Genomic DNA, 19300 nt, shown 5'->3' with positions numbered 1-19300 from the left:
GGCCTCGAAGGCTTCCGCGATGCGCGCCCACTCCGGCTTCTCCACCTGCTTCGCCATGCCCGGAAGCGTCCGCCGCGAACCGCTCCCCCGGCAATCCCTCACGGCACATCGTTGGCCGGACGGTTACGCTGGCGCAGCAGGGCGGGCGGCGTGTCGGGGAGCGCGTGGAGATCGACCATCGCAGCGTGCTGTGACGCCGCGCCGTGCAGCTGATGCACGACGAGTTGGTGACGTCCCAGCAGCCCTAGCATCGCGACGTCGATGAGGTTGGGCTCGGACTCCACCGCCTGGCAGCCCCAGACGCAGGCCGCCAGGTCCTCCGCAACCGACTGCGGGTCACTGCCATAGAGGAGCGGCACTTCGGCCACGCGGGAAGCCAGTTCGGAGAGGAGGCCCGAAATCATCGTCAGGCTCATGGCCACACCAGGTCGATGTGAAGAAGCGGGTCTGCGGGCATTTCCACCTTCGCGGTTCGTGCTGCGCGGAAGGCCTCGCCCAACACGCCGATGTCCGGGGCCGCGCGCGCATGGCCGGCCAGCCAGTAGCGGCTCTCCGTCTCCGCAAGCAGGTGGCGCTGCACTCAGCTGGCGAGCATCGGCATCTGCTCCTCAACGTTGGAGCGTGGCAGCTTCGCGCTGCGCGCCAGCACCACACTGAGGAAGCCATGGATGGCACTCGCGCGGACGGCGCGCGCGTAGGCGAGCTGCTTGTCGCTGACGGCCTTGAGGGGCGGCACCTCCAGCCCGTCCACGGTGAGGACCACGTGCGGAAGGACGACGTGCACGCGGCCCGCCTCGAGCTGGTCCGCGAGCGCATCAGCCGCATCACGCCGCATCACGCCGCTGGGCCGCGCGTGCGGCCCGGGCCGAGGTGATGCCGAATCGCTCTTCCAGTACCTGGAGCTTGGGCCCCGTCGTGCGTGGTACCTCGTCGTCCACCCCGAGGACGGTGGCGCGGAGGGCACCATCCTCTTCCGTCACCTCGACATAGGCGTCCCGAGCACGCCGGGCACTCGCCGCACTTCGCACGCGATACAGTCCCGGCGTCGTCACCCACACCGTGGCCGTGCCGCTGCCCTGGCGGCTGAGGTCCGCCGCCCCACGCAACCATCGCACACGCCACTCAGCACCTGCGGGCTGGATCTCAGCGACGCCGCCCCGCCGCTCGTGAACGAAGACCTCCACCCTCAGCTCCCGCCGACCGTCGGGCTCTTGCTCCACATCCTGCCTCAGCCGCATTCTCATGGAGGGCCTCCTCCGACAGCAGTAGGCGTCGGGCGCACGGGCGGGGCAATACCCCGAGGGGAGTAGGCGTCGGCGGTGAACGTGGTGGGCGCAAGGCAAGACGACCACGGTTCCCGACGCGCACCTATTGGCCGCCCTTCGTGCAGATAGGCGACGTGACGAGTTATCGGGCTACGGGATCTCCGCCGTCATCCTCGATCTCGGAGATGCCTCTCCTAGAGGCAAATGCTCTCATAGCGGCCGAAAGCGGGCGTTCGAGCTGGAAGGCGCCGAATCGAGCGATGAAGCTCTGCCAATGCCGAGTCAAAATGCCACGTCGCCTGTAAGGTGGAGCGAGCCACATCCATTGCAGTGCCCAGGCAGGTGAAGAATTCTGCGCTTCGCGCCAGCGAAAAGCACATGCTCCCGCGATAGTCGACCCATCTTCCGAGGCAAATAGAAAACCAACGCACCGGTCAGGTCCGTCCTTCTCCTCAACGTCCCACTGTGCAAAATCGAAGTGAAGCTCTCGCGCAAAATGGAGAGCTCGGTCGTACATGGCTTGTCGGAGCCAGAGCGGAGATTCTGAATCCACCTGAACAACTCCGGTGGCCGTGCTCAACGCTGAAAACTTTGGATTGGGCCCAGGCCGCACCACTGCCATCCACTTATTGTGGTACCGCCGATGCAAAATACCGGCGTCGCGGTCGCCCTTCGAATAGGTTTGTTTACACTCGGGACATTTATAGTCGAACGGCTTGGGCTTCCGTGACGCGCGATGCCTAGCCCCTCTCGCACGGAGGGACACACACCGTCCCTCGGAATTCAGCCGCACTTCCAGTCGATAGCCGTGGAACGTAGTCAAAACCTCGTCCCTAACCGGCGAGCCACCATCTTGAGCATCGAGAATCACCTCGCTGCGCCCGCGCTGCGTCTCGTACAGATGAACGAACATTTCTGAGTCAGTCAGGTATCGCTTAGCGTTGAGCTGCGGCTTTACGCGTGCGACCAACTCCGCAGGCTCGACAGCGAAGCCCAATTTTTCAAGCCAGATAAGGAGCCCGGCAACATCGCGGACGTGAATCGACTCGCTTCCGGAAAAGTCCGCCTGAGTCTTGCGGCGCGGCGGAGAGAAGGTGTAGCGGACGGGAAGCTCCAACGTGCGAGCGAGGGTAAAGCAATCGATGCCGCAATGAGCCAACCGCGGCTCCATGTCGAATACCAAGTCGTTGAGTTGGAATCGATGCATCCACTCTGCGTCGAACATGGCGGCAACGCGGTGCTCCGTGACCACAACACTTGACGCGTTCCTGTGAGGAAGTTTGTGAGCCTCCCAAAGCTGATTGAGAAGCCCATCGCTAATCATCATGGCAACCTGCTCCGTTCTTCACCGCCACTACGAAGCGGTCCAACCGGTGAGATGAGCACTCCCTGCTGGCGTGCCATGGCTTCCTCTCGTCTGCTAACGATTCCATTGCGACAGTCACGATGCGCCATCAACTCGGCTTGACACCGATTCAACATCCGACTGAATCGTGGCAAGCAGGTCCCTAAGCACACCAATCCCCTCCATCTGCTCAAGCAAGCGATCAGGCAAGTCCAGCGCCGACTTCTCGTACAGGCCAACGAGTGACCTCGGTGGCGTGGCTTCCGGGCAAGTCCTCAAAAGATGCACCAGCGTTTGTCCAGCGAGGGCCCGTATCCGCAGCACTGACTCCGCCGCTTTTGACCAACCATTTCCGTCACGACTACGACCGAATGGAGCCCGCACACACCTCAACGCCCTCGCAACAACACGATCAAACGACTCAATAAAATCCAACTGAGCCTTACTAGAGGCGCGGGCAAACACCACCGAGCACACCTTCATCAAGCCCCAAACGCCATCCGCCCGAACATACGGTCTCTCGCGACCACTCGCTCGATCCAACTCCTGGAAGGGGTCTAGCATTGACAGCAGCACACCTCCCCACAACCTAAGGCATACATCACTGGTGATTTTACTCTGCCGCTCAAGAGGAAGAAGCAACTCCGAATCCACCACCTCTGCAATCGCCCCAATCGCCGACCCACCAATCCGGCGGACCAGTCGCTCAATCTCAGCCTCCTCCATGGATGAATCCCAGCATTGCTGAAGTGCCCCAACCAGCTCTGGCCTGACAGAGGGAAACGCCCAGCTAATTCCTCGGTGCTGACTACCTGCCTTAACAATCCAACCTGCCAACACCGCTCGCTGCTCTTTGAGATCGAGAAATGAAATCTGCCGAAGAGCTTCACCAAGGGACAGATTGCCCGAGGCGAGACCGATTTCAGTCATTTCAACAACCAACGCTCGAACAACAGCAGCACCACTCTGAAAGAGTGCGACCGGGGCTCGCCCCGCCGGGAATAGCTTCTCGAAAAGGGCGTTCAACAGCACGCCAATTACCGCGAACAATGCCGCCGACTCGCCGTCGATATCACTCGATGACTCAGGAGGAAGCTGCTGAATCAGCCCCTCCAGCGCCGCCGAAACCGACTCCAACGAGATGTGCGCAAGCCCTTCGGCGGCATATTCTATGCCGTAGCATTGACGCCCCACATGAGGCATGCGGAGATGTCGCAAGCCATCAACAAGGCTCACAAACTCACCACGCACAGTCCCCGGAACACCAAGAAGCCAGCCGTCCAAACGAACGCCTTGCGTCCCTGCCGGCGGCGGGCGTTCTGACGCAGCCAGCAGGAATGATTTGAGGCGCATCTCTATGCCCCCAAGAGAGCTACGCATCAGGGCCTGCAGTATTTCATCAGAGTCAGAAGTCCGCCAAAGCCAAGCCGCGAATGCCACCCAGGCGAGAGCAAAGCCCTCTCTATCGAGTGCTGGACTCTCAAGGACGGCGGCATATCGAGGGAGCTTTTCAAGGATGACGTCCGGCGTGTCGAAGTGATGGCTCGGCGGGCGCCCGGTCACCATCCCCCGCATCGAGAGCGAGTCAAAAAGAACACTCTCCGACATGGACAGCAGATCAGGCTCCCCCAGAAGGCTCGCAAAAAATGGAGCTACTTCGACATGACTTAGCGGATAGGGCTCACTCACAGATGCAAGCCTGCTGCTATCAAACAAGGCAATGCACTCCGCATTACTCGCACTTAGGCTTCGAGTCTCCTCTAGTGAATGCACGTAATCCCCCACTGCCGGGAGCAGGTCTTCTGGTATTGGAGTAATCAACAGCGGGGAGTGCACAGTTGCGCCCTGAATAGAGTTCGACAAATGGAATCCGGAGCGCAGATGCCCAGACGAATCAGCCAGAAGAAGATAGCGGTCGTGGAAGATCTCCTTTTGGCCGCCTCCTTTACGCCGAAGGTCCTTTATTGAGAGTCGAACTCGCCGAAGCAAAAGCTCAAGCTCTTCACACGCACGCAAAATCTCGGTGGCTCGTCGCGGCTCCCGTGTCGCTGCGTTTAGCGATTCATCCGGGTCGTCCTTAGACTTCAACTGCGACTGCGTCAGGACGGTCAGAGTCACATGAGGCTGCGCGGCCCGGATAAGCAATTCCAGGCCTCTCGCTCCGAAGTAAGGGTCGATAAGAACCAAGCTCCCCTCGCTAGAAGACGACAGCAGTTTCCGAAACCATTCGAAGAAGCTCAAGAGTCCGGGCCCATCGTCACCCCATCCTTTAGGGAAGAACCCTCCGGCAGAACGTTGCGGAAACAACCTGCGGGCCTCTTTACGCATAGCCCTGTCTGCCTTCAGCCAACTTGCGCCAACGGAGACATTCACGGGCACACTATCCTTGGCTGGACTGACAATTTGCATCTGCTTCACACGAGATCCAGCGCGGCTCTTGCGCTCTCTGTCCAGCCACTCTGACCGAAGATCTACCTCTAGACTCGAGAGGGTCCCGAGCATGGACACACTCTCAATGTAGAGATGTCCGTCCTCGTACCAAAAGCGCCAATCTTCTTCTGGAGCATCTCGCTTCCACACCGTCACCAGCACGAAGTTGGCCGATGCTGGAGCTGGGAACACCAGCGAAACAGGTGCCCCTCCGACGACTTCCCTGCATGTATCGGAGGCAATGACGTCGCCGACGATGATCCGGCATCGAACAAGAAAGTTGGTTTCGACAGCACTAGGGCCGAGGTCCAGCTCGACACAAGCCGCATCCCGCCGCAGGCGATAGTGGACCCTGGGGTCGTCGTAAGACCCTGCCGCTGGAAATGTAAAGATGTCAATGTTTCCGAACCGACCACTATCTAAACTGGTGAAGCGAAGGCCCGTTCCTCTCGAAAGATACTCGAGAATACTACGGAGCAGATGGTCGGCATCAGGAAGGTCTTTTCCGTCCTGACCGCGTATGACAGATAACTTGTCCACCAAGAATACCGACGCGCAGCGGGCAGGCGCATCCGCCATTGGGCTGGAGAGCCCCTGAAGCCAAGGCGCACTTAGCGTCAGTGCCTGGGATGCAGGCTGGATGTACGGTGGTAGCACTTCATATCTACCGGAGACATCCTCTCTAGATTGACCAAGCCTAAGCGAAGCTCCTAAACTTGGCGCAGGCAGACACAATATGTCACACGCGTCCTTCAACGTCGCACCGTCGCATAGCAACCCCACCAGGCTGATCGCATCCCTCATCTTGAGATTCAGCGTCAGCGAGCGCGGCGTTCCTCGGGTCTTGCTCTCTGCCAGCCGGATACGATCTGCATCATTGCTCGTCTTTAGCCACTTCTCTGGGGATGGCGTCGACGTCGCGGGGATGGCCCAACCGTACAAGAGGCGCGACTCGACGCCCGTTTCGCGCTCCAACTCAATCAGCCAGAGAGTCAACGTGTACGGCGAATCTGGCGACCCCATTTCCGGGTCGGATATGAGACCACTCAATACTGACTCTTGCATCCTTCACCCATCCTTGCCATGCAGTGCCGATACATAGAACCACCTACAAGGCATGTGACCGGCTGGAAGAAACGACTGGTACGTGGGAAGCGAAACAGACTGTTCTTCTTGGGGGTGCTAAGCCGTTCGGTGGCCTGATGAAGGAACGGACCGCATCGGTGCTTGTCCAGTGATCGGTCGAGGCATCATGTGCGTTCCGCGGAGCATCTCGGCAGCGTTACGACGCGAGCACGCACGACATGCCCCGTCACATTTCTGCCTAGGGCAACAATGCGGAGGGAACACTACGTACGACTCCAGATGATTTTCAGGTTCCCGCCGGCTCCTTCGCGCCCTTCTTTTTCGAGCGAGAGTAGGCCGTCTGAGCCCCCACGGCCGCCAGAACCAGTGGCGCACCAGTGCAGACAACGGCACCAGCCGCCATGCCGCCACCAACAACCTTGCCGACGCTCTTGAGCCCGCTACTCACCAGAGCTGCGCCCCTGCCTCGGCCAAGGAAAGCAACCAGAGCCGCGGTGCCGAGCACGCCGAGCAAGAGGGTCAGCCAGCCGGTGCTGCGCGCTTCCGCGCGGGCTTGGCGCTCGACGGCCGGCGCAAAGGGGGCGTCCTTGTAGGCCAGGAAAAGCGTCGTCAGGGACACCGCCCCAACCGCTGCTCCGGTGACGGCCACTCCAGCAAGCGGGCCACCACCAATGAGGCTGCCGGCGGCACTCAGGGCCGTCATCGTCCTCGCGGCGCCAGCGAACTTCAGCGCGGCACCACCCGCAAGAAAGGTCGCAGCCATTTTCGCGGCAAGCGGAGTGCCGACGATGGCGAGGACCTCACGCACTTGAGTGCTGAACGGCACTCCAACCTTCGCCAGCGTTGCAAGGTGCTCGCAGTTGTGCAGGACGAGATTGTAGCGGGCCTCGCCCAGGAGATTGTGGGCGCGCATTACGACTTCAATCGAGGGGAGGCACGTGCCATAGGGCACGACCTCGATGGGATGACCATCCGCGAACTCTTCGAGGGTGCCCAACCGAACCCGAGCGCTATCGGCATCCTTAGCGCGGTCTCCGGCATAGTGAACGACCTGGCCCTCGCCGACGTAAATACCGTGGTGCGTGTACACCCCTCGCGTGGAACGCAAATGGTCTCCAAGCTGGTACAGACTCGCTGCGACGATGGCGTTGACCTGCCCCGGCAGAAGGTCGCCGGCAGGCACGAGGGCACTCGTGCCGATCTGATTGTAAAGATTCATGGTTTTGACCCTTTCTTTCCTGGTTGCCCAGGGACCTTCAGTTGAGACTTCGTTGTCGAGGTTCGCCCGGCGACATCGATTTTACCGACTGGCCTCGTCGTTTCTGACAGCCCCTTCTTTTCCGAAGCCTTTGTGCTCGTTACGTCTGCTGCGGAGCTGATGTTGGTGCTTTGAGGTGTACCAGCTACCTTCCTTGCTTCTGACAGAGCCCTTTTCAGCGGGTTTGATTCGGTCGGGGCGGTTCGTACCAAGCTCGCTTTCGCCAAAAGAGGTGTACCAGCCGTCTTGCCCGTTTCTGACAGGGCCCTCGTAGATGGGAATGCGAACCTCGGTGTGCCCGTCGCCAGGCCCAGCTTTGCCGACGGAAGCCCCCCAGCTTTCTGCGGCATCGCGGCCATCGCCCCAGGTGCTGACTCCGCTGCATTCGCGGCGAGGCCAGCCACGGCCCCCAACACGAGTCCGGTGACCACGGAGCTGCTGCTACGCCCGACCAGAAGCCCAATGAGTCCACCAACAGCGGCTGCTCCGAGCATTGCATCCACATCAGGCGCTTCAGCCGAAGTCTCAGTACGTGCCCGGGCAACGGGAGTGCGGCGTTGCTCTAGCCGTGCTTCAAGGTGCGTTCCAAAGTCCTGGATGTAGAGAAGTTGCTCGCCGCCGTAGTCGAGGCGGTAGTCGGCTCTCTGGCCTACGGGAACCCCCTGTGTGGGCACCAGCCCTCCATCTTTGGGGTGCTGGGTAAGGGAGCGCCGCAGCCGCAGTTTCGAACCAGGCGGCTGGCTGGACAGCAGTTTCGCCACGGCGAGCCAAGTTAGCGGCTTCATTCTTCGTCCTCCGTCGGAAGCTGCGGAAAGGCAAGGTCGATGATGGCCTTTGACTTTCGCTTGGGCCATTTGCCATCAGCGATGCTGACCTTGATTCGCTTGATTCGTTGGTCGAGCGTGTTCCGTTTCGTGCCGCCGAGCACAATGGAGTGCTGTTCCTGCAAGGTCTCGATGGTGACATATTGCTCATCAAGCAGACCTAGGCCCGCTGCGGCATTGCGAATAAGGAGTGCGTCGGGCGTATTCATCTCCTGCAGGCGCCGTTCAAGAATCTTCCTCTGTTGAGCATCGACAACCATGTCGGTGCTCCATGTGAGTATTTTTTGCTGTAAAATTTCGCCCCCGACCATGAGGTCTCTCATCGCAGCAGCAAGCATGATGTTGAGCGGTCGAACCTCCATGGCCTGCTCAGCCGGGAGCTGGAGCCACAGCGTCAGCTTCTCCTGGGCGAGTTCATCGAGGTGACGACGCTCAACGCCAAGCGCAGCAAGCTGTCCTCGCTCTGCGTACTCCGCGAAGAACAGGCTTGCACAGAGAAGCTCAAATAGAGCGAAGCACGCGAGAGAGCGCTCTCCAGCCGCGAGAGTCGAATCGGTCGCCATCCTTCCGAGGTGCGTTTGAAGCTCGTCGCTAGAGGACGCACCGGCGGCCATGGCCTGCTCGGCCCAGCCCTGGAGTTCCTTTGGAAGCTCCAGCGTGAACATGTCACGCAGGCCCACATGAATGCGGAAGAGGTTTGGAAAGTTCTGCTCGTCCCCCACGGCCTCACACAGGCGGATTCCGCGGACCTCTGCCTCGTAGGCCTCCAGCCCGATCTTGGCTGCGGCTAGCTTGAACTCCTGGAGGCCCTGTTGAAGGTCTGCTCCCGGCGGCAAGTGCTGCTGGATGGCACTCTGGAAGCCGGAGGCCTCAAGGTGGCGCCAGAAGGTGCCAAGGAGTGAGTTGTCGTGGTCCATACGGCGACCGTAGCCCCCGACCTGTTCGAATCTGACAGGGGCACCGCCGCCCCTCGTTTTTCTGATGGGTGGCCGTCCCGCTAACGTCAGGGACGCCTAACCATCTGAAATTCGGCCGCTACGCGACGCGTCAGCTTCGTCACGCCGCAGAACTGCGCGTGCGGCACGGATGGAGGTGATGCCGAATCGACCTTCCAGGACCCGGCGCACGGCCACGTCGTGCGCGGTACCTCCGCATTCAGGGCCGCCTGGAACACGGGCCCCGTCGCGCGCGGCACCTCGTCCCCCATCGTTCCCCGAGGACGGCAGCATCGAGGGCACCAGGCCTCGTCCGAAACCTCGACATAGGTGTCCCGGGCAGGCCAGGCACTCGCGACATTCCGCCCACGGGACAGCCCCGACGCCGACATCCGTGCCGTGGCCCTGCCGTTGTCGCCCTGGAGATTGAGGTCCGCCGGCACACGCAGCCACCGCACGCGCCACTCAGCGCCCGCGAGCGGGAAGCTCGGCGACGCCGCCCCGCCGCGCGTGGACGAAGACCTTTACCGCCAGCTCCCGTCGGCAGTCGGCCTCCTGCTCCACTTACTGCGTCAGCCGCACCCGCATGCAGTGCGCCTCCGGCAGCAGTAGGCGTCGGGCGCGCGGCCAGCGGCAATACCCCGAGGGAGGTAGGCGGCAGCAGTGAACGAAGTGGACCCTGACCCAGGGGCTCCGCCGCCACGCCGTTGCCCAGCGGATGGGCCATGGAGGTCTCTTCGTGCATAGGATTCAGCCGAGGCTCTTGAGCGCGGAGCCTCCAGGTCGAAGGCCTCCCTGCCCGGCCTTGAGTATCGGCAGCCGCACCACTGCCTGTGGGCTCGTTCCGCGCTGCTCGGAAGGTCCGGAAAGGACCAACACAGCAGGGCTCCTCCGCGCTTGGCGGTTCAGTGCACAATAGGCAGTGGGAGTGACGAGACCTCGGTAAACGCAAGCGAACGGGTACGTGATGCCGAAAGTCGGGCGGAATGAGCAGTGTCCCTGTGGGAGTGGACGCAAGTACAAGTGGTGCTGCGGCGGACGCGCTGGCTCGCATGAAGCGGACCAGTTCGAGGAACAGAACGAGTCCTCCGCTTCGGCATACCTGACGCTAGCCGAAGTACTCGGGGAGCGAATTCCTCCGGACAGGATCCTTGAAGCCTTTCGAGGATTTGACCGCCGAGCAACCTTCATACGGATAGCAGAGTTCGCAGCGGCTCTAGTCAACAAGAGCAATCTCAACACCGAACTCTCACGCTTCACAAAATGGGCGTTGGATGCTCTCAGCCAGTCGCCCGACGAGTCTATGCAGAAGACGGCACAAGCCATTAGGGAGCGCGCACGTCCCGGCCGGTCCATCCTCCACGAAAAGGTTCTCTACCTTCTTCAGGCACTTGCGCTAAGCGAGGGTACGGAGACTGGACGCACGCCGTCCGATGCTGAGCTTGCTTGGTGGGCACTTGCGCTCAACGACTACGCTGGTGATTGGACGAAGAGCGGGGAACAGCTTACTGAAGAAGAGCGACTGGTCGCAGACCTCTGCCATGCACTTCGCTTCAACCGCAGTGGGGACCCTGTTCGAGAACTAGTGCGGGCCGAACTCATAATGGGGTGCGGCCCACCTAACCATCCCGGGCTCTCAACCCAACAAGAGTGGCGACAATTTCAGGAAGAGGCATTCGGTTGCTCGTTCACAGAATTCATGGATCGTAACCTCGGGCCCCTCGCACTCCATAGCCAGTTGTGGATGACGAAGGAGGGAGAGAGTCCCATCTTGAATCCTCAGCGGTGGGGTTCCAAAATGACTGATGGGGGAGCTGGGGGAGCGCTCTTTCTGAACTCGCTTGCCATCGATATCGCCGCCGCACGAACTGATCTCCAGGCACAGTCTGCCGCCAGTGGAGTGATCCGCTTCCCGCGGCAGTTCTATCGGTATCCTCTTGTGAAATTCGAGGAAGGGGTACTCGTGGCCGCATCTCCCTGGCTCGTCCAGCACCAACTTGCGTATGGCTATTGGGGCCGCTGCATGGCGGCGATGAAGGCACGTCGGGGCAGATTTACTGCTGAGACCTGGTTCGGGATATTCGGCGTGTTGTTTGAGCGCTACTGCCGACGTCTTGCGGAAGAAGCCGAACGGGAGCCAGCATTTCCGAACCAGGAGTTCCGGTTTATCCCCTCAAGCCTTGGCGGAGCCGATGAAATTGAGGATGTCGTCCTCGCTGGCGAGCGCGGCGTGGTGCTCTTCAGTTGTAAGGCGCGGCTGATGTTGGAGAAGGATGTTCGCGCTGCCGAATCCCGCGAGGCACTGGTGGATTGGCTCGACGACTTCTTTCTCTTCAAGGCGAACGCCGACCAGCGAGGAGGAGCTCTAAGGCTCCTCAATAAGAAGGTTGAGGCCATTCGTGCTGGAGCGCACGAACCCGTGCTGTCGCGTTCGTCCCGAATCTTTCCTGTGGTGCTGACCTATGACCGCGTGGGAGAGAGTCTCTATGTATCGCGCTGGCTGAATCGCAAGCTTCAGCAAGAAGGCCTTCTCCAGCAGGCTGGGGTAGAGGCTCCTCTTGTGCTCGATGTCTCAAGCTTTGAGGTCTTTCTGTCCGTGGTTGCGCACGGAGAAGACCCGATCACGCTCCTCGAGCGGTGCCTACAGGCAGACCCCAGTGTCTTGACGTTTCATCACACTATCCGCAGCCATGTAAATGCCCCCTCCAAGGAGCGGCTCCCACTCTTCCGACGAGCGCAAGACGCGCTGGTAGCGCGTATCAAGCAGCATTTTCGCAAGTAGCCATGTGCTCCCACTCCAGAACGTTTCACCATCCATCCGCGGCTGTGCCTACCCGAAACTCGGTCGCTGCGTCATGAGTGCGTCAAGGCCACATTCGGAAGTGCGTTAATGCGAGTGAGCGAGGCGCGCACGAGGGGCTTCGTCAGCTCGTGCTGTCTGCCGAGGCGACTTCTTCCCTGACACAGGGGGGAACGTCCGCCGCCGCTAAGGCCTGCCACCGCCGCGCTACCCTCGTACTGGTGGCCCGGCACGCCGCCAGTGGCCAGGCTTGCTAGGGTCCGGCCATGGGATACCGCCTCTACCTCTCTGCCCTGTGGCTGCTCGCTGTGACTGGGGCGCTCGCCTGCGGCAGCGTCTTGGTTGTCCAGCTCCACGATCACGTTGTGGTGAGGGAGGACAGGGCGTGTTTCGTTGCGTGGCGCGGGCCTGTCTCGCCGCCGCCCGAGGTGAAGGGGCGCGCTGCCGCCGACGAGGTTCCGCCCAAGGACATTGAGTGGGAGGAAGTTCCCGAGGAGGGGCTGTTGGCTCAACTCCAGGCCACTGAGAGAAAGGAGGACGAGGCCTGGAGGATGCTGGTCAAGTGCCACCTGTGGAGCCTTTCTGGGCGAGTCGCTGGCCTACGAGCCGCCGAGATAACGGCTCTGGCGTCCGAGCGCGCCTGGCTGGCCGACGACTTGGACTTCTCCTTTGACTGGCTCGTCGCCGCCGCATCGCTGCTAGCGTTCCTTCCCGCCATCCTTCTTTCGCTGGTGCGGCGCTGGTGGCGCTGGGTGCGCGCGGGGGCCGCCTCGTAGGCGCCATCAGTCCAGGTCCAGAGGCTCTCCCGTCTCGCGCAGGTAGGCGTCCTTCAGGTCCCTGGGGCAGCTTCTCTGGCGGGCCAAGCCGGCCGCCGTGGGCCACGAGGTCACATGGACTGGGCTTCGGCCCTGTGCCTGCGCACACCTCGAAGACATGCGACTTTCACCCACCCCATGCTTCACCCGCAAGTCCACGCCCACCACCAGAACGCACTCTCTGTGAAGCGGCACCGAGAGGCTCAGCACCATGGACGGGAGGTCACCCACCATGTAGTTTGCGGACATTCAACCGGTCCCCGATTGAAGGGGGCCCCGAGCCCCTATTTGAAACCACTGGATATCACTCGGGTTTTCGGCCCTCAGAGAGTTTGAGTCCTCTCAGAGAATCGCCGAGAACGAGTTCGCGCAGGGCTTCAGTCGGGGAGCTACTTGAAGGGCCCTACCAACTGGTAGGGCCCTTTTTGTTTAACACGGGCCTCGCGATGACATCGCGGGGCCTTCGTGCTTAAGCCGCTGAATCCCAAGGGATTTTGGCTCGCGGTGCTGAAGAGGGCGCTCTCGACTCTCTACCCCGCAGAGCAAGAGACCCCCTCTTCTCCGCCACCAACTGGGCTCTCTGGAGTGCTCTTTCGCCCGTTTTGGGGAGAGAGAGGCCGAGAGTGGTTAACAAGTGCTGTTAACTTTTGGGGCGGTGGTTAACAATATTCCCCCGGTGACCCGCTCTTTCCGCTCTGAGGTTTCTGGGAAGGCGTCTCTCTGCTTTCTGGTTGCGTCTCTGACCTGCTTTGCTGGTCCCCAAGGGGGCGGCGCAAGGTCGGGAGAAGCCCTCCCAGTCAGCACTCAAAGTGAAGGCCCGTCGGAAGCCTCGGATCAGCAGCCTCCGCCACCGTTTCACGGGGGGTGTTTGCCTGCCACGCGAGGTGGACGGAACTCCGGTCCGGAGCGCCCCAAGAGCCTCCGAGAGCGCCAAGACTCCGCACAGTGGCCACCCTCCTGCGGGTTCGTGGTGCTTCGGCGGTCCCGCTGGTGCGTGGCGCATCCAACGCCTCTCAGTCCCAAGGCGCCCCGCGCCAGGCAACCCCGGAGGAAGGGCCTCCTCCGGGAAGCGTCGCGCTTACCAAAGTGGGCAGCGTAGAATCTCGAAATTGAGCGAGACAACCCACTGAAGTCTGATGGGTTTCCGCAGCGGTTCGATACCTGGCGGCAGGTGTGAGCGAACTCGACGAGCGAGTCTGGGACGAGCGTGGCGTGAAAGTGATTGCCCCACACCGCAGGGGCCGCAAGCGCAAGGCCCCCCAGGACGGGCGCGAGCCGCGGCGCTACGAGCGACACTGGAAGGTGGAACGCTACTTCGCCTGGCTCCGCTTCTTCCGGCGCCTCGTCACCCGCTACGAGGTGAAAGCCGAGAACTTCCTCGGGTTTCTCCACCTCGCCTGCGCTCTCATCCTCATGCGCCAATTCTGAGATCGGCTCTGCTGACGCAGAGCAACTCAAACATCACGCAGCGGCCACGAACACAGCACACCCCAATCGACTCCCTCTTGGTCGGACGCCCGAAGAGCAGGGCCTCCAAGGGCTTCGTGCCCCACGAGCTCGACGAAGCCCACAGTTCCAGGCACGCTCCAGATCACAGGATGTCAGCACCGTTCTGCTGACGTCACGAGCCGGTCACAGCCACGGTCACGAGGCTTGCCTGGAGGCCCACCCCTCGGGGTGCCGACCGCCCTTCGGCCCTTGCACCGTGCGCAGATATCTTTGGGCTTCGCGTTCTCCAAGTACTCCGCGTGACCGCATGGACAGGACTGCCACCTTCTTTCGATGACACCCGACGATCCCAACCATTTCACGGCAGCTTTCCCGTGTCATGACAGTCGATTGCGCTTCGCACTTCGGGGTCCTTCACATGGCCGATTCCTGGACCTCCAGTCCGGTGAGTCGACACCCGATCGAAACCCCATGACCCCATTCCGAAGTCTGTGGCTCGCGGCCGCCCTACTGATGGCCGCCTGTGGAACGACTGAGCTCGCGCAGCCCGACGACGTACAGGATGCGACGACGGCCCAGGGCCTCTCCACGCTCTCCGTGCGAGGAACCACCAGCGCGAGCGGCCTGGCCACCACCACCCTCTCCATCCCCACCCCCGTCGGTACGGCCGCCGGAGATGTGCTGGTGATGCAGCTGAGCAATCGCGAGGCCGTCACCGCCGTCGCCACCCCACCCGCTGGCTGGACGCTGCTGCGCTCCGAGCAGAGCGCCTCGGCCATCAAGTCCTGGCTCTTCCTCCGCGTGGCCAGCGCGGCCGAGCCGAGCAGTCACACCTTCACCCTCGACCTCGCCAGCTCCATGGCGGCCACCCTGGTCGCGGTGTCGGGCGCGGATCCGCTCCAGCCGATCGACGTGCACGTGGGCCAGAAGAATGGCAACAGCGCGAGCCTCGCGCTGCCCGTCGCCACCACGTCGTCCGCGAACGGCCTCGTAGTGTGGTTCTCGGCCCAGGTCTGGGGAGGCGCCGCGTGCCCCGCGGTCCACACCCCTCCGACGGGCTTCACCGAGCAGCTCGACACCTGCCTCGTCTCGTCGTCGCTCGGCGTGCTGCACAGCGCCGCCACCTCGGAGCTCGGGGCCGCAGGTGCCCAGCCCGCCTTCACCGGCAGCTCCACGCTCCCCAACACCAACATCACGCACGCGGTGGTGCTGCGTCCCCTCCAGCCGCCGGCCACCGGGGAGATCACCCTCGTCGGCACCACGCACGCGAGCGGCAAGACGGTCACCAGCCTGACCCTCTCGACCCCTACGGGCGTCGCCGCCGGTAACGTGCTGCTGGCGCACCTTGCGAACCGGAACCAGATCGGCGCCGAGCTGACCCCGCCTGCGGGTTGGACGCTGGTGCGCACCGACATGAGCACCTGGAGCATCCGCGGCTGGGTCTTCGTCCGCGTCGCCACCGCCAGCGAGCCCGCGAGCCACACGTTCCAGAGTTCCATCGCGAGCAACCTCGTCGGCAACCTCGTGGCGTATGCCGGCGTCAATCCGGCCAACCCGATCGACACGCACGCCGGCAAGAGCAACAGCGGCTCGACGGCCTTCACGACGCCGCAGCTGAGCACCTCGACCGCGGGCGGGGCTGCCGTCTGGTTCGGCGCGCAGGCGTGGACCGGCGCCGCGTGTCCGACCCCGGCGATCGAGCCCCCCGTGGGCTTCGCCGAGACCTACGACACCTGCTTGGTGTCCTCGTCCCAGGGCCTCGTCTTCAACGCCGCCTTCATGCCCCTCGCCGGTGCCGGCATCCAGGGACCGTTCAACGGGAGCTCGACGTTCGCCGAGACCAACGTCGCGCAGGTCGTCGCCCTTCGCCGCGCCGAGGTCGCACCGTCCTCGGGGGTCGCGTTGCGTGGGAGTTCACGCCACAGCGGCCTGTCGATCGCTTCGCTGTCGATCCCCAAGCCGTCGGGGACCGAGGCCAACGACGCGCTCATCGCGCGGGTGACCGTGCGCAACAACATCTCCGCGACCGTCACGCCGCCCGCCGGCTGGACGTTCCTGCGCTCGGAGCAGAGCGCCTGGGCCATCCGCACCTGGATCTTCTACCGCGTCGCGGGCGCCTCCGAGCCCGCGAGCTACGCGTTCGGACTGGACGCGACCACCCACATGGCGGGGAGCGTGGAGGCCTTCAGCGGCGTCGATCCGATCCAGCCAATCGACGTGCACGCAGGCCAGAAGAACGGCGACTCCGCGTCGTTCACCGTGCCCGACGTGGTGACCGGCAGCGCGGGTGGCCTCGCCGTCTGGTACGGCTCACAGGTCTGGCCGGACGCCACCTGCCCTGCCACCGGCATCGAGCCGCCGCTCGGCTTCACCGAGGCCTTCGACGCGTGCCTGGGTCACACCAATGGACTGCTCTTCAATGCGGCCTACCGGTCGCTCACCGCGCCGGGCCTCCAGACGGGCCTCTCCGGCAGCTCCGCGTTCGTGCAGACCAACACCGCGCACGTGATCGTCCTGCGCGCCGCCAACGCCCCCAGTTGCATGGTCGGCGACACGTACGCGAGCACCTTCACGCTCCAGGGCACCGTGACCGCGCCGGAAATCGTGGAGCCCTCGGGCCTGGCCGCGAGCCGCGTGGTCGGCAACGCGCTCTACGTGCACAACGAGGACACCACCGCGATCGTCGCGATCAACACCCTCAACGCGAGCACGATCGGCACGTTCAACGTGACCAACGTGACGCCGGCCGACTGGGAGGACCTCGCAACCGGGCCCTGCCCGAGCGGCTCGTGCATCTTCATCGGTGACATCGGGAAGTGGAGCGCCAACTTCCCTCCGGGTGGCAGCCCCACGTCGTTCACGATCTACCGCGTGCCCGAGCCGGATCTCGCCAACGGCCAGACCTCGGGGGGGCTCGTCGCCGAGGCCTTCCCGTTCGTCTATCCGGACGGCGCGAAGGACGCGGAGTCGCTGATGGTGCACCCCACCACCGGGGACATCTACGTCGTCACCAAGAACGGGGGCACGGGGCAGAGCGGCGTGTACAAGTTCCCCCAGCCGCTGACGCCGGGCGTGCAGGCCACGCTGATCCACGTCCACACGATCCAGCTGCCGCTGAACGGAGACGCCAACTTCTCGGCCGCGACCGCGGCGGCGATCCACCCATGCGCGGATCGCTTCCTCCTTCGCACCTACCGCACTGTCTACGAGTTCCGTGCGACGCCGGGACTTGGCTTCGAGTCGGCCGTCTTCGCGACGCCCGTCACGCTGACCGACACCTCCGAGGGCCAGGGTGAGGCGATCGAGTACGAGGCCAACGGCGCGAGCTACTTCACGATGAGCGAGAGCCCCTCGCCCTTCAGGCTCAAGCGCGTGCCCCTGCGGTAGGACCGCGTCGACACGCCGAGGAGCAAGGCCGGTCGTGGGGCACGTCCCCATGGCCGGCCTTGCTGTTCCGAGCTGGGAGCTCGCGCTCGGCGCCGCCGTTCACGCGGTGTGCCTACCCAAAATTCAGTCGCTGCGTCATGAGTGCGTCAAAACGCGCGTCATGACGTGAGCGATTCGCATGACGAGCCGCTGGGTCCTCCCTTCCGCTTGACAGAGGTCGGAATTACGCCCGGCGCAGACGCCTCAACACCTCGCGCTACCTGCGTGTGGGCACTCCCCGCCCCTCCTGCGAACGCAGGTAGCCTGGTGCAGCACGCGCGGGTCTACGAGGGTGTTCTTGGAAGGACCGAGACTCTACGCAGCGCGGCGCTCGTACCGGTGGTGGAGCCCGAAGACTTCCCGTAGCTCTATCACCTTGGCTCCGTGCTCCGGGCCCTGCACCTCACGCGTCTCGGGCGCATCTTTCCCGAGCGACAGGTGCGTCCGGCTCGCATTGTAGTAGCGCTGGTACTCGCGCAGCAGGCGCCGAGAGTGGGCTTCGTTCAGGACGACGACATGGTCCAGCGACTCCCTACGTATCGAGCCGATGACTCTCTCCGCATAGGGATTCTGCCACGGACACCGTGCTGCACTCGGCACCTCGCGAATCCCCAAATGGGTAAGCGTGGCGCGAACACCCTCCGAGTAGAGCTTGTCCCTATCTCGGTGCAAGTACCTCGGAGCACTGGTCCAGGGAAAGGCCTCTCGCATCTGCTGCTTCGTCCATTCTTCCGTCGGGTGCGCTGTCACATTGAGGTGGAGGATTCGCCTGTCCCGGTGACTCACAACCACAAATCCCAACAGCACTCCAAACGTCGCAGTCGGAATGACAAAGAAGTCCATCCCCGCGGACTCCGCCAGATGCAAGCGCAAGAAGTTCCGCCATGTTGGTGACGGTTTCGGCGCTCCCCTTCCCGGTCTGGGCATGTACCGAGCGACCGTTGTCTGGCCTACTTCCATCCCCAGCTTCAACAACCCCCCATGAATGCGCGGGGCACCCCATGTCGGGTTGGATTCAGCCATGCGCCGAATCAACGCGCGCAGCTCCGGAGTTGCCCGAGGCCGCCCCACCCGACTCCGGGACTTCCAGCGCCAGAAGAGCCGGAAGCCCATCCGATGCCACTTCACCACTGTCGCCGGCTGAACCAGGCACAATGGCCTCCGCCACCCCTGCCAGAAGCGCTGGAGAAACACCCAGAAGAGGCGGTCGCCCCGAGCAAGCCTCGGTGATGGGTGCTTCTCGCGAAAGACTGCGAGTTGCTGGCGAAGAGCCAAATTCTCCAGAGCCAGTTCCGAACGGCTCCGCAAGGCCGAGCGCAACGTCTGAGCCAGCGCCTTTACGAAGGCCCGCATCCTGCCATTCGTACCTCCTCGCCCGACCCCGTCGTGACGGGAGGAGGATGACGTGCGGAGGTGAGCGCTCGATTCGAAGCAGGAGGAGCGCGTGGGGATGGAGTTGAAGGAGCTGGCAGGGAAGCTGAAGCAGGAGGTGGAGGCGCAGCGGAGCCGGGGGACGCGGTGGAGATTCGACGAGGACTTCGTAACTCCTCGCCCGCCCCCGTCGTGACGGGAGGAGGATGACGTGCGGAGGTGAGCGCTCGATTCGAAGCAGGAGGAGCGCGTGGGCATGGAGTCGAAGGAGCTGGCAGCGAAGCTGAAGCAGGAGG

At 63.0% G+C, this 19300-nt stretch carries 11 protein-coding genes and 1 pseudogene; 4 read left to right on the top strand and 8 right to left on the bottom strand.

The window, feature by feature from the left end:
* Window positions 1-98 precede the first annotated feature (98 nt).
* From D7Y15_RS35170 to D7Y15_RS35150, 7 genes are all read right to left on the bottom strand, one after another.
* On the bottom strand, window positions 99-416 hold the full coding sequence (locus D7Y15_RS35170) for a hypothetical protein (RefSeq protein WP_148712948.1): 318 nt from the start codon (window positions 414-416) through the stop codon (window positions 99-101).
* A gap of 164 nt (window positions 417-580) precedes the next feature.
* Window positions 581-835 carry a hypothetical protein gene (locus D7Y15_RS35165; protein WP_199746019.1) on the bottom strand — a complete coding sequence of 85 codons (255 nt, stop codon included), beginning with the start codon at window positions 833-835 and terminating at the stop codon, window positions 581-583.
* Window positions 825-1244, bottom strand: a complete 420-nt coding sequence (locus D7Y15_RS46060) for a hypothetical protein (RefSeq protein ID WP_233605212.1) — start codon at window positions 1242-1244, stop codon at window positions 825-827. Before D7Y15_RS46060 ends, D7Y15_RS35165 begins: the two co-directional genes overlap by 11 nt.
* 163 nt (window positions 1245-1407) lie before the next feature.
* A complete protein-coding gene (locus D7Y15_RS44415) occupies window positions 1408-2592 on the bottom strand; it encodes a GNAT family N-acetyltransferase (RefSeq protein WP_148712947.1) in 1185 nt (394 codons plus the stop codon).
* A gap of 114 nt (window positions 2593-2706) precedes the next feature.
* Complete coding sequence (locus D7Y15_RS44410) at window positions 2707-6105, bottom strand: VPA1262 family protein (RefSeq protein ID WP_148712946.1); 3399 nt, start codon at window positions 6103-6105, stop codon at window positions 2707-2709.
* Between the two features lie 307 nt (window positions 6106-6412).
* On the bottom strand, window positions 6413-7345 hold the full coding sequence (locus tag D7Y15_RS35155; RefSeq protein WP_121755317.1) for a lecithin retinol acyltransferase family protein: 933 nt from the start codon (window positions 7343-7345) through the stop codon (window positions 6413-6415).
* 820 nt (window positions 7346-8165) lie between these two features.
* Window positions 8166-9125, bottom strand: coding sequence for a hypothetical protein (locus D7Y15_RS35150; protein ID WP_121755316.1), 960 nt, complete (start codon window positions 9123-9125; stop codon window positions 8166-8168).
* Window positions 9126-10110: 985 nt separating this feature from the next.
* Here D7Y15_RS35150 and D7Y15_RS45400 point away from each other — a divergent pair.
* The 4 genes and pseudogenes from D7Y15_RS45400 (at window position 10111) to D7Y15_RS35120 (ending at window position 17594) form a co-directional block, all read left to right on the top strand.
* Window positions 10111-11925 carry a YecA family protein gene (locus tag D7Y15_RS45400; RefSeq protein WP_233605213.1) on the top strand — a complete coding sequence of 605 codons (1815 nt, stop codon included), beginning with the start codon at window positions 10111-10113 and terminating at the stop codon, window positions 11923-11925.
* Between the two features lie 284 nt (window positions 11926-12209).
* The gene (locus D7Y15_RS35135) at window positions 12210-12719 is read left to right on the top strand and encodes a hypothetical protein (protein ID WP_121755315.1); all 510 of its coding nucleotides are present in this window, start codon (window positions 12210-12212) and stop codon (window positions 12717-12719) included.
* A gap of 1248 nt (window positions 12720-13967) precedes the next feature.
* A pseudogene (locus D7Y15_RS35125) lies at window positions 13968-14186 on the top strand (transposase); the annotation flags it as partial.
* Window positions 14187-14678: 492 nt separating this feature from the next.
* The gene (locus D7Y15_RS35120; RefSeq protein WP_121755312.1) at window positions 14679-17594 is read left to right on the top strand and encodes a cell wall anchor protein; all 2916 of its coding nucleotides are present in this window, start codon (window positions 14679-14681) and stop codon (window positions 17592-17594) included.
* A gap of 354 nt (window positions 17595-17948) precedes the next feature.
* On the opposite strand, the gene D7Y15_RS35115 is transcribed toward D7Y15_RS35120, so the two are convergent.
* Window positions 17949-18476, bottom strand: coding sequence for an integrase core domain-containing protein (locus D7Y15_RS35115; protein WP_121755319.1), 528 nt, complete (start codon window positions 18474-18476; stop codon window positions 17949-17951).
* Window positions 18477-19300 lie beyond the last annotated feature (824 nt).

The sequence above is a fragment of the Corallococcus sp. AB030 genome, assembly GCF_003668965.1.
GTDB lineage: Bacteria > Myxococcota > Myxococcia > Myxococcales > Myxococcaceae > Corallococcus > Corallococcus exiguus.
The sequence above is the reverse complement of the archived record's forward strand: the minus strand, read 5'-3'. Positions and strand labels throughout refer to the sequence as shown.

Bases quoted from the DNA above. Each gene is read 5' to 3' on its own strand.
- D7Y15_RS35150 (WP_121755316.1), bottom strand. From the start codon at position 9,125: ATGGACCACGACAACTCACTCCTTGGCACCTTCTGGCGCCACCTTGAG.
- D7Y15_RS44415 (WP_148712947.1), bottom strand. From the start codon at position 2,592: ATGATGATTAGCGATGGGCTTCTCAATCAGCTTTGGGAGGCTCACAAA.
- D7Y15_RS35135 (WP_121755315.1), top strand. From the start codon at position 12,210: ATGGGATACCGCCTCTACCTCTCTGCCCTGTGGCTGCTCGCTGTGACT.
- D7Y15_RS35170 (WP_148712948.1), bottom strand. From the start codon at position 416: ATGAGCCTGACGATGATTTCGGGCCTCCTCTCCGAACTGGCTTCCCGC.
- D7Y15_RS35165 (WP_199746019.1), bottom strand. From the start codon at position 835: ATGCGGCGTGATGCGGCTGATGCGCTCGCGGACCAGCTCGAGGCGGGC.
- D7Y15_RS35115 (WP_121755319.1), bottom strand. From the start codon at position 18,476: ATGGACTTCTTTGTCATTCCGACTGCGACGTTTGGAGTGCTGTTGGGA.
- D7Y15_RS45400 (WP_233605213.1), top strand. From the start codon at position 10,111: ATGCCGAAAGTCGGGCGGAATGAGCAGTGTCCCTGTGGGAGTGGACGC.
- D7Y15_RS44410 (WP_148712946.1), bottom strand. From the start codon at position 6,105: ATGCAAGAGTCAGTATTGAGTGGTCTCATATCCGACCCGGAAATGGGG.
- D7Y15_RS35120 (WP_121755312.1), top strand. From the start codon at position 14,679: ATGACCCCATTCCGAAGTCTGTGGCTCGCGGCCGCCCTACTGATGGCC.
- D7Y15_RS46060 (WP_233605212.1), bottom strand. From the start codon at position 1,244: ATGAGAATGCGGCTGAGGCAGGATGTGGAGCAAGAGCCCGACGGTCGG.
- D7Y15_RS35155 (WP_121755317.1), bottom strand. From the start codon at position 7,345: ATGAATCTTTACAATCAGATCGGCACGAGTGCCCTCGTGCCTGCCGGC.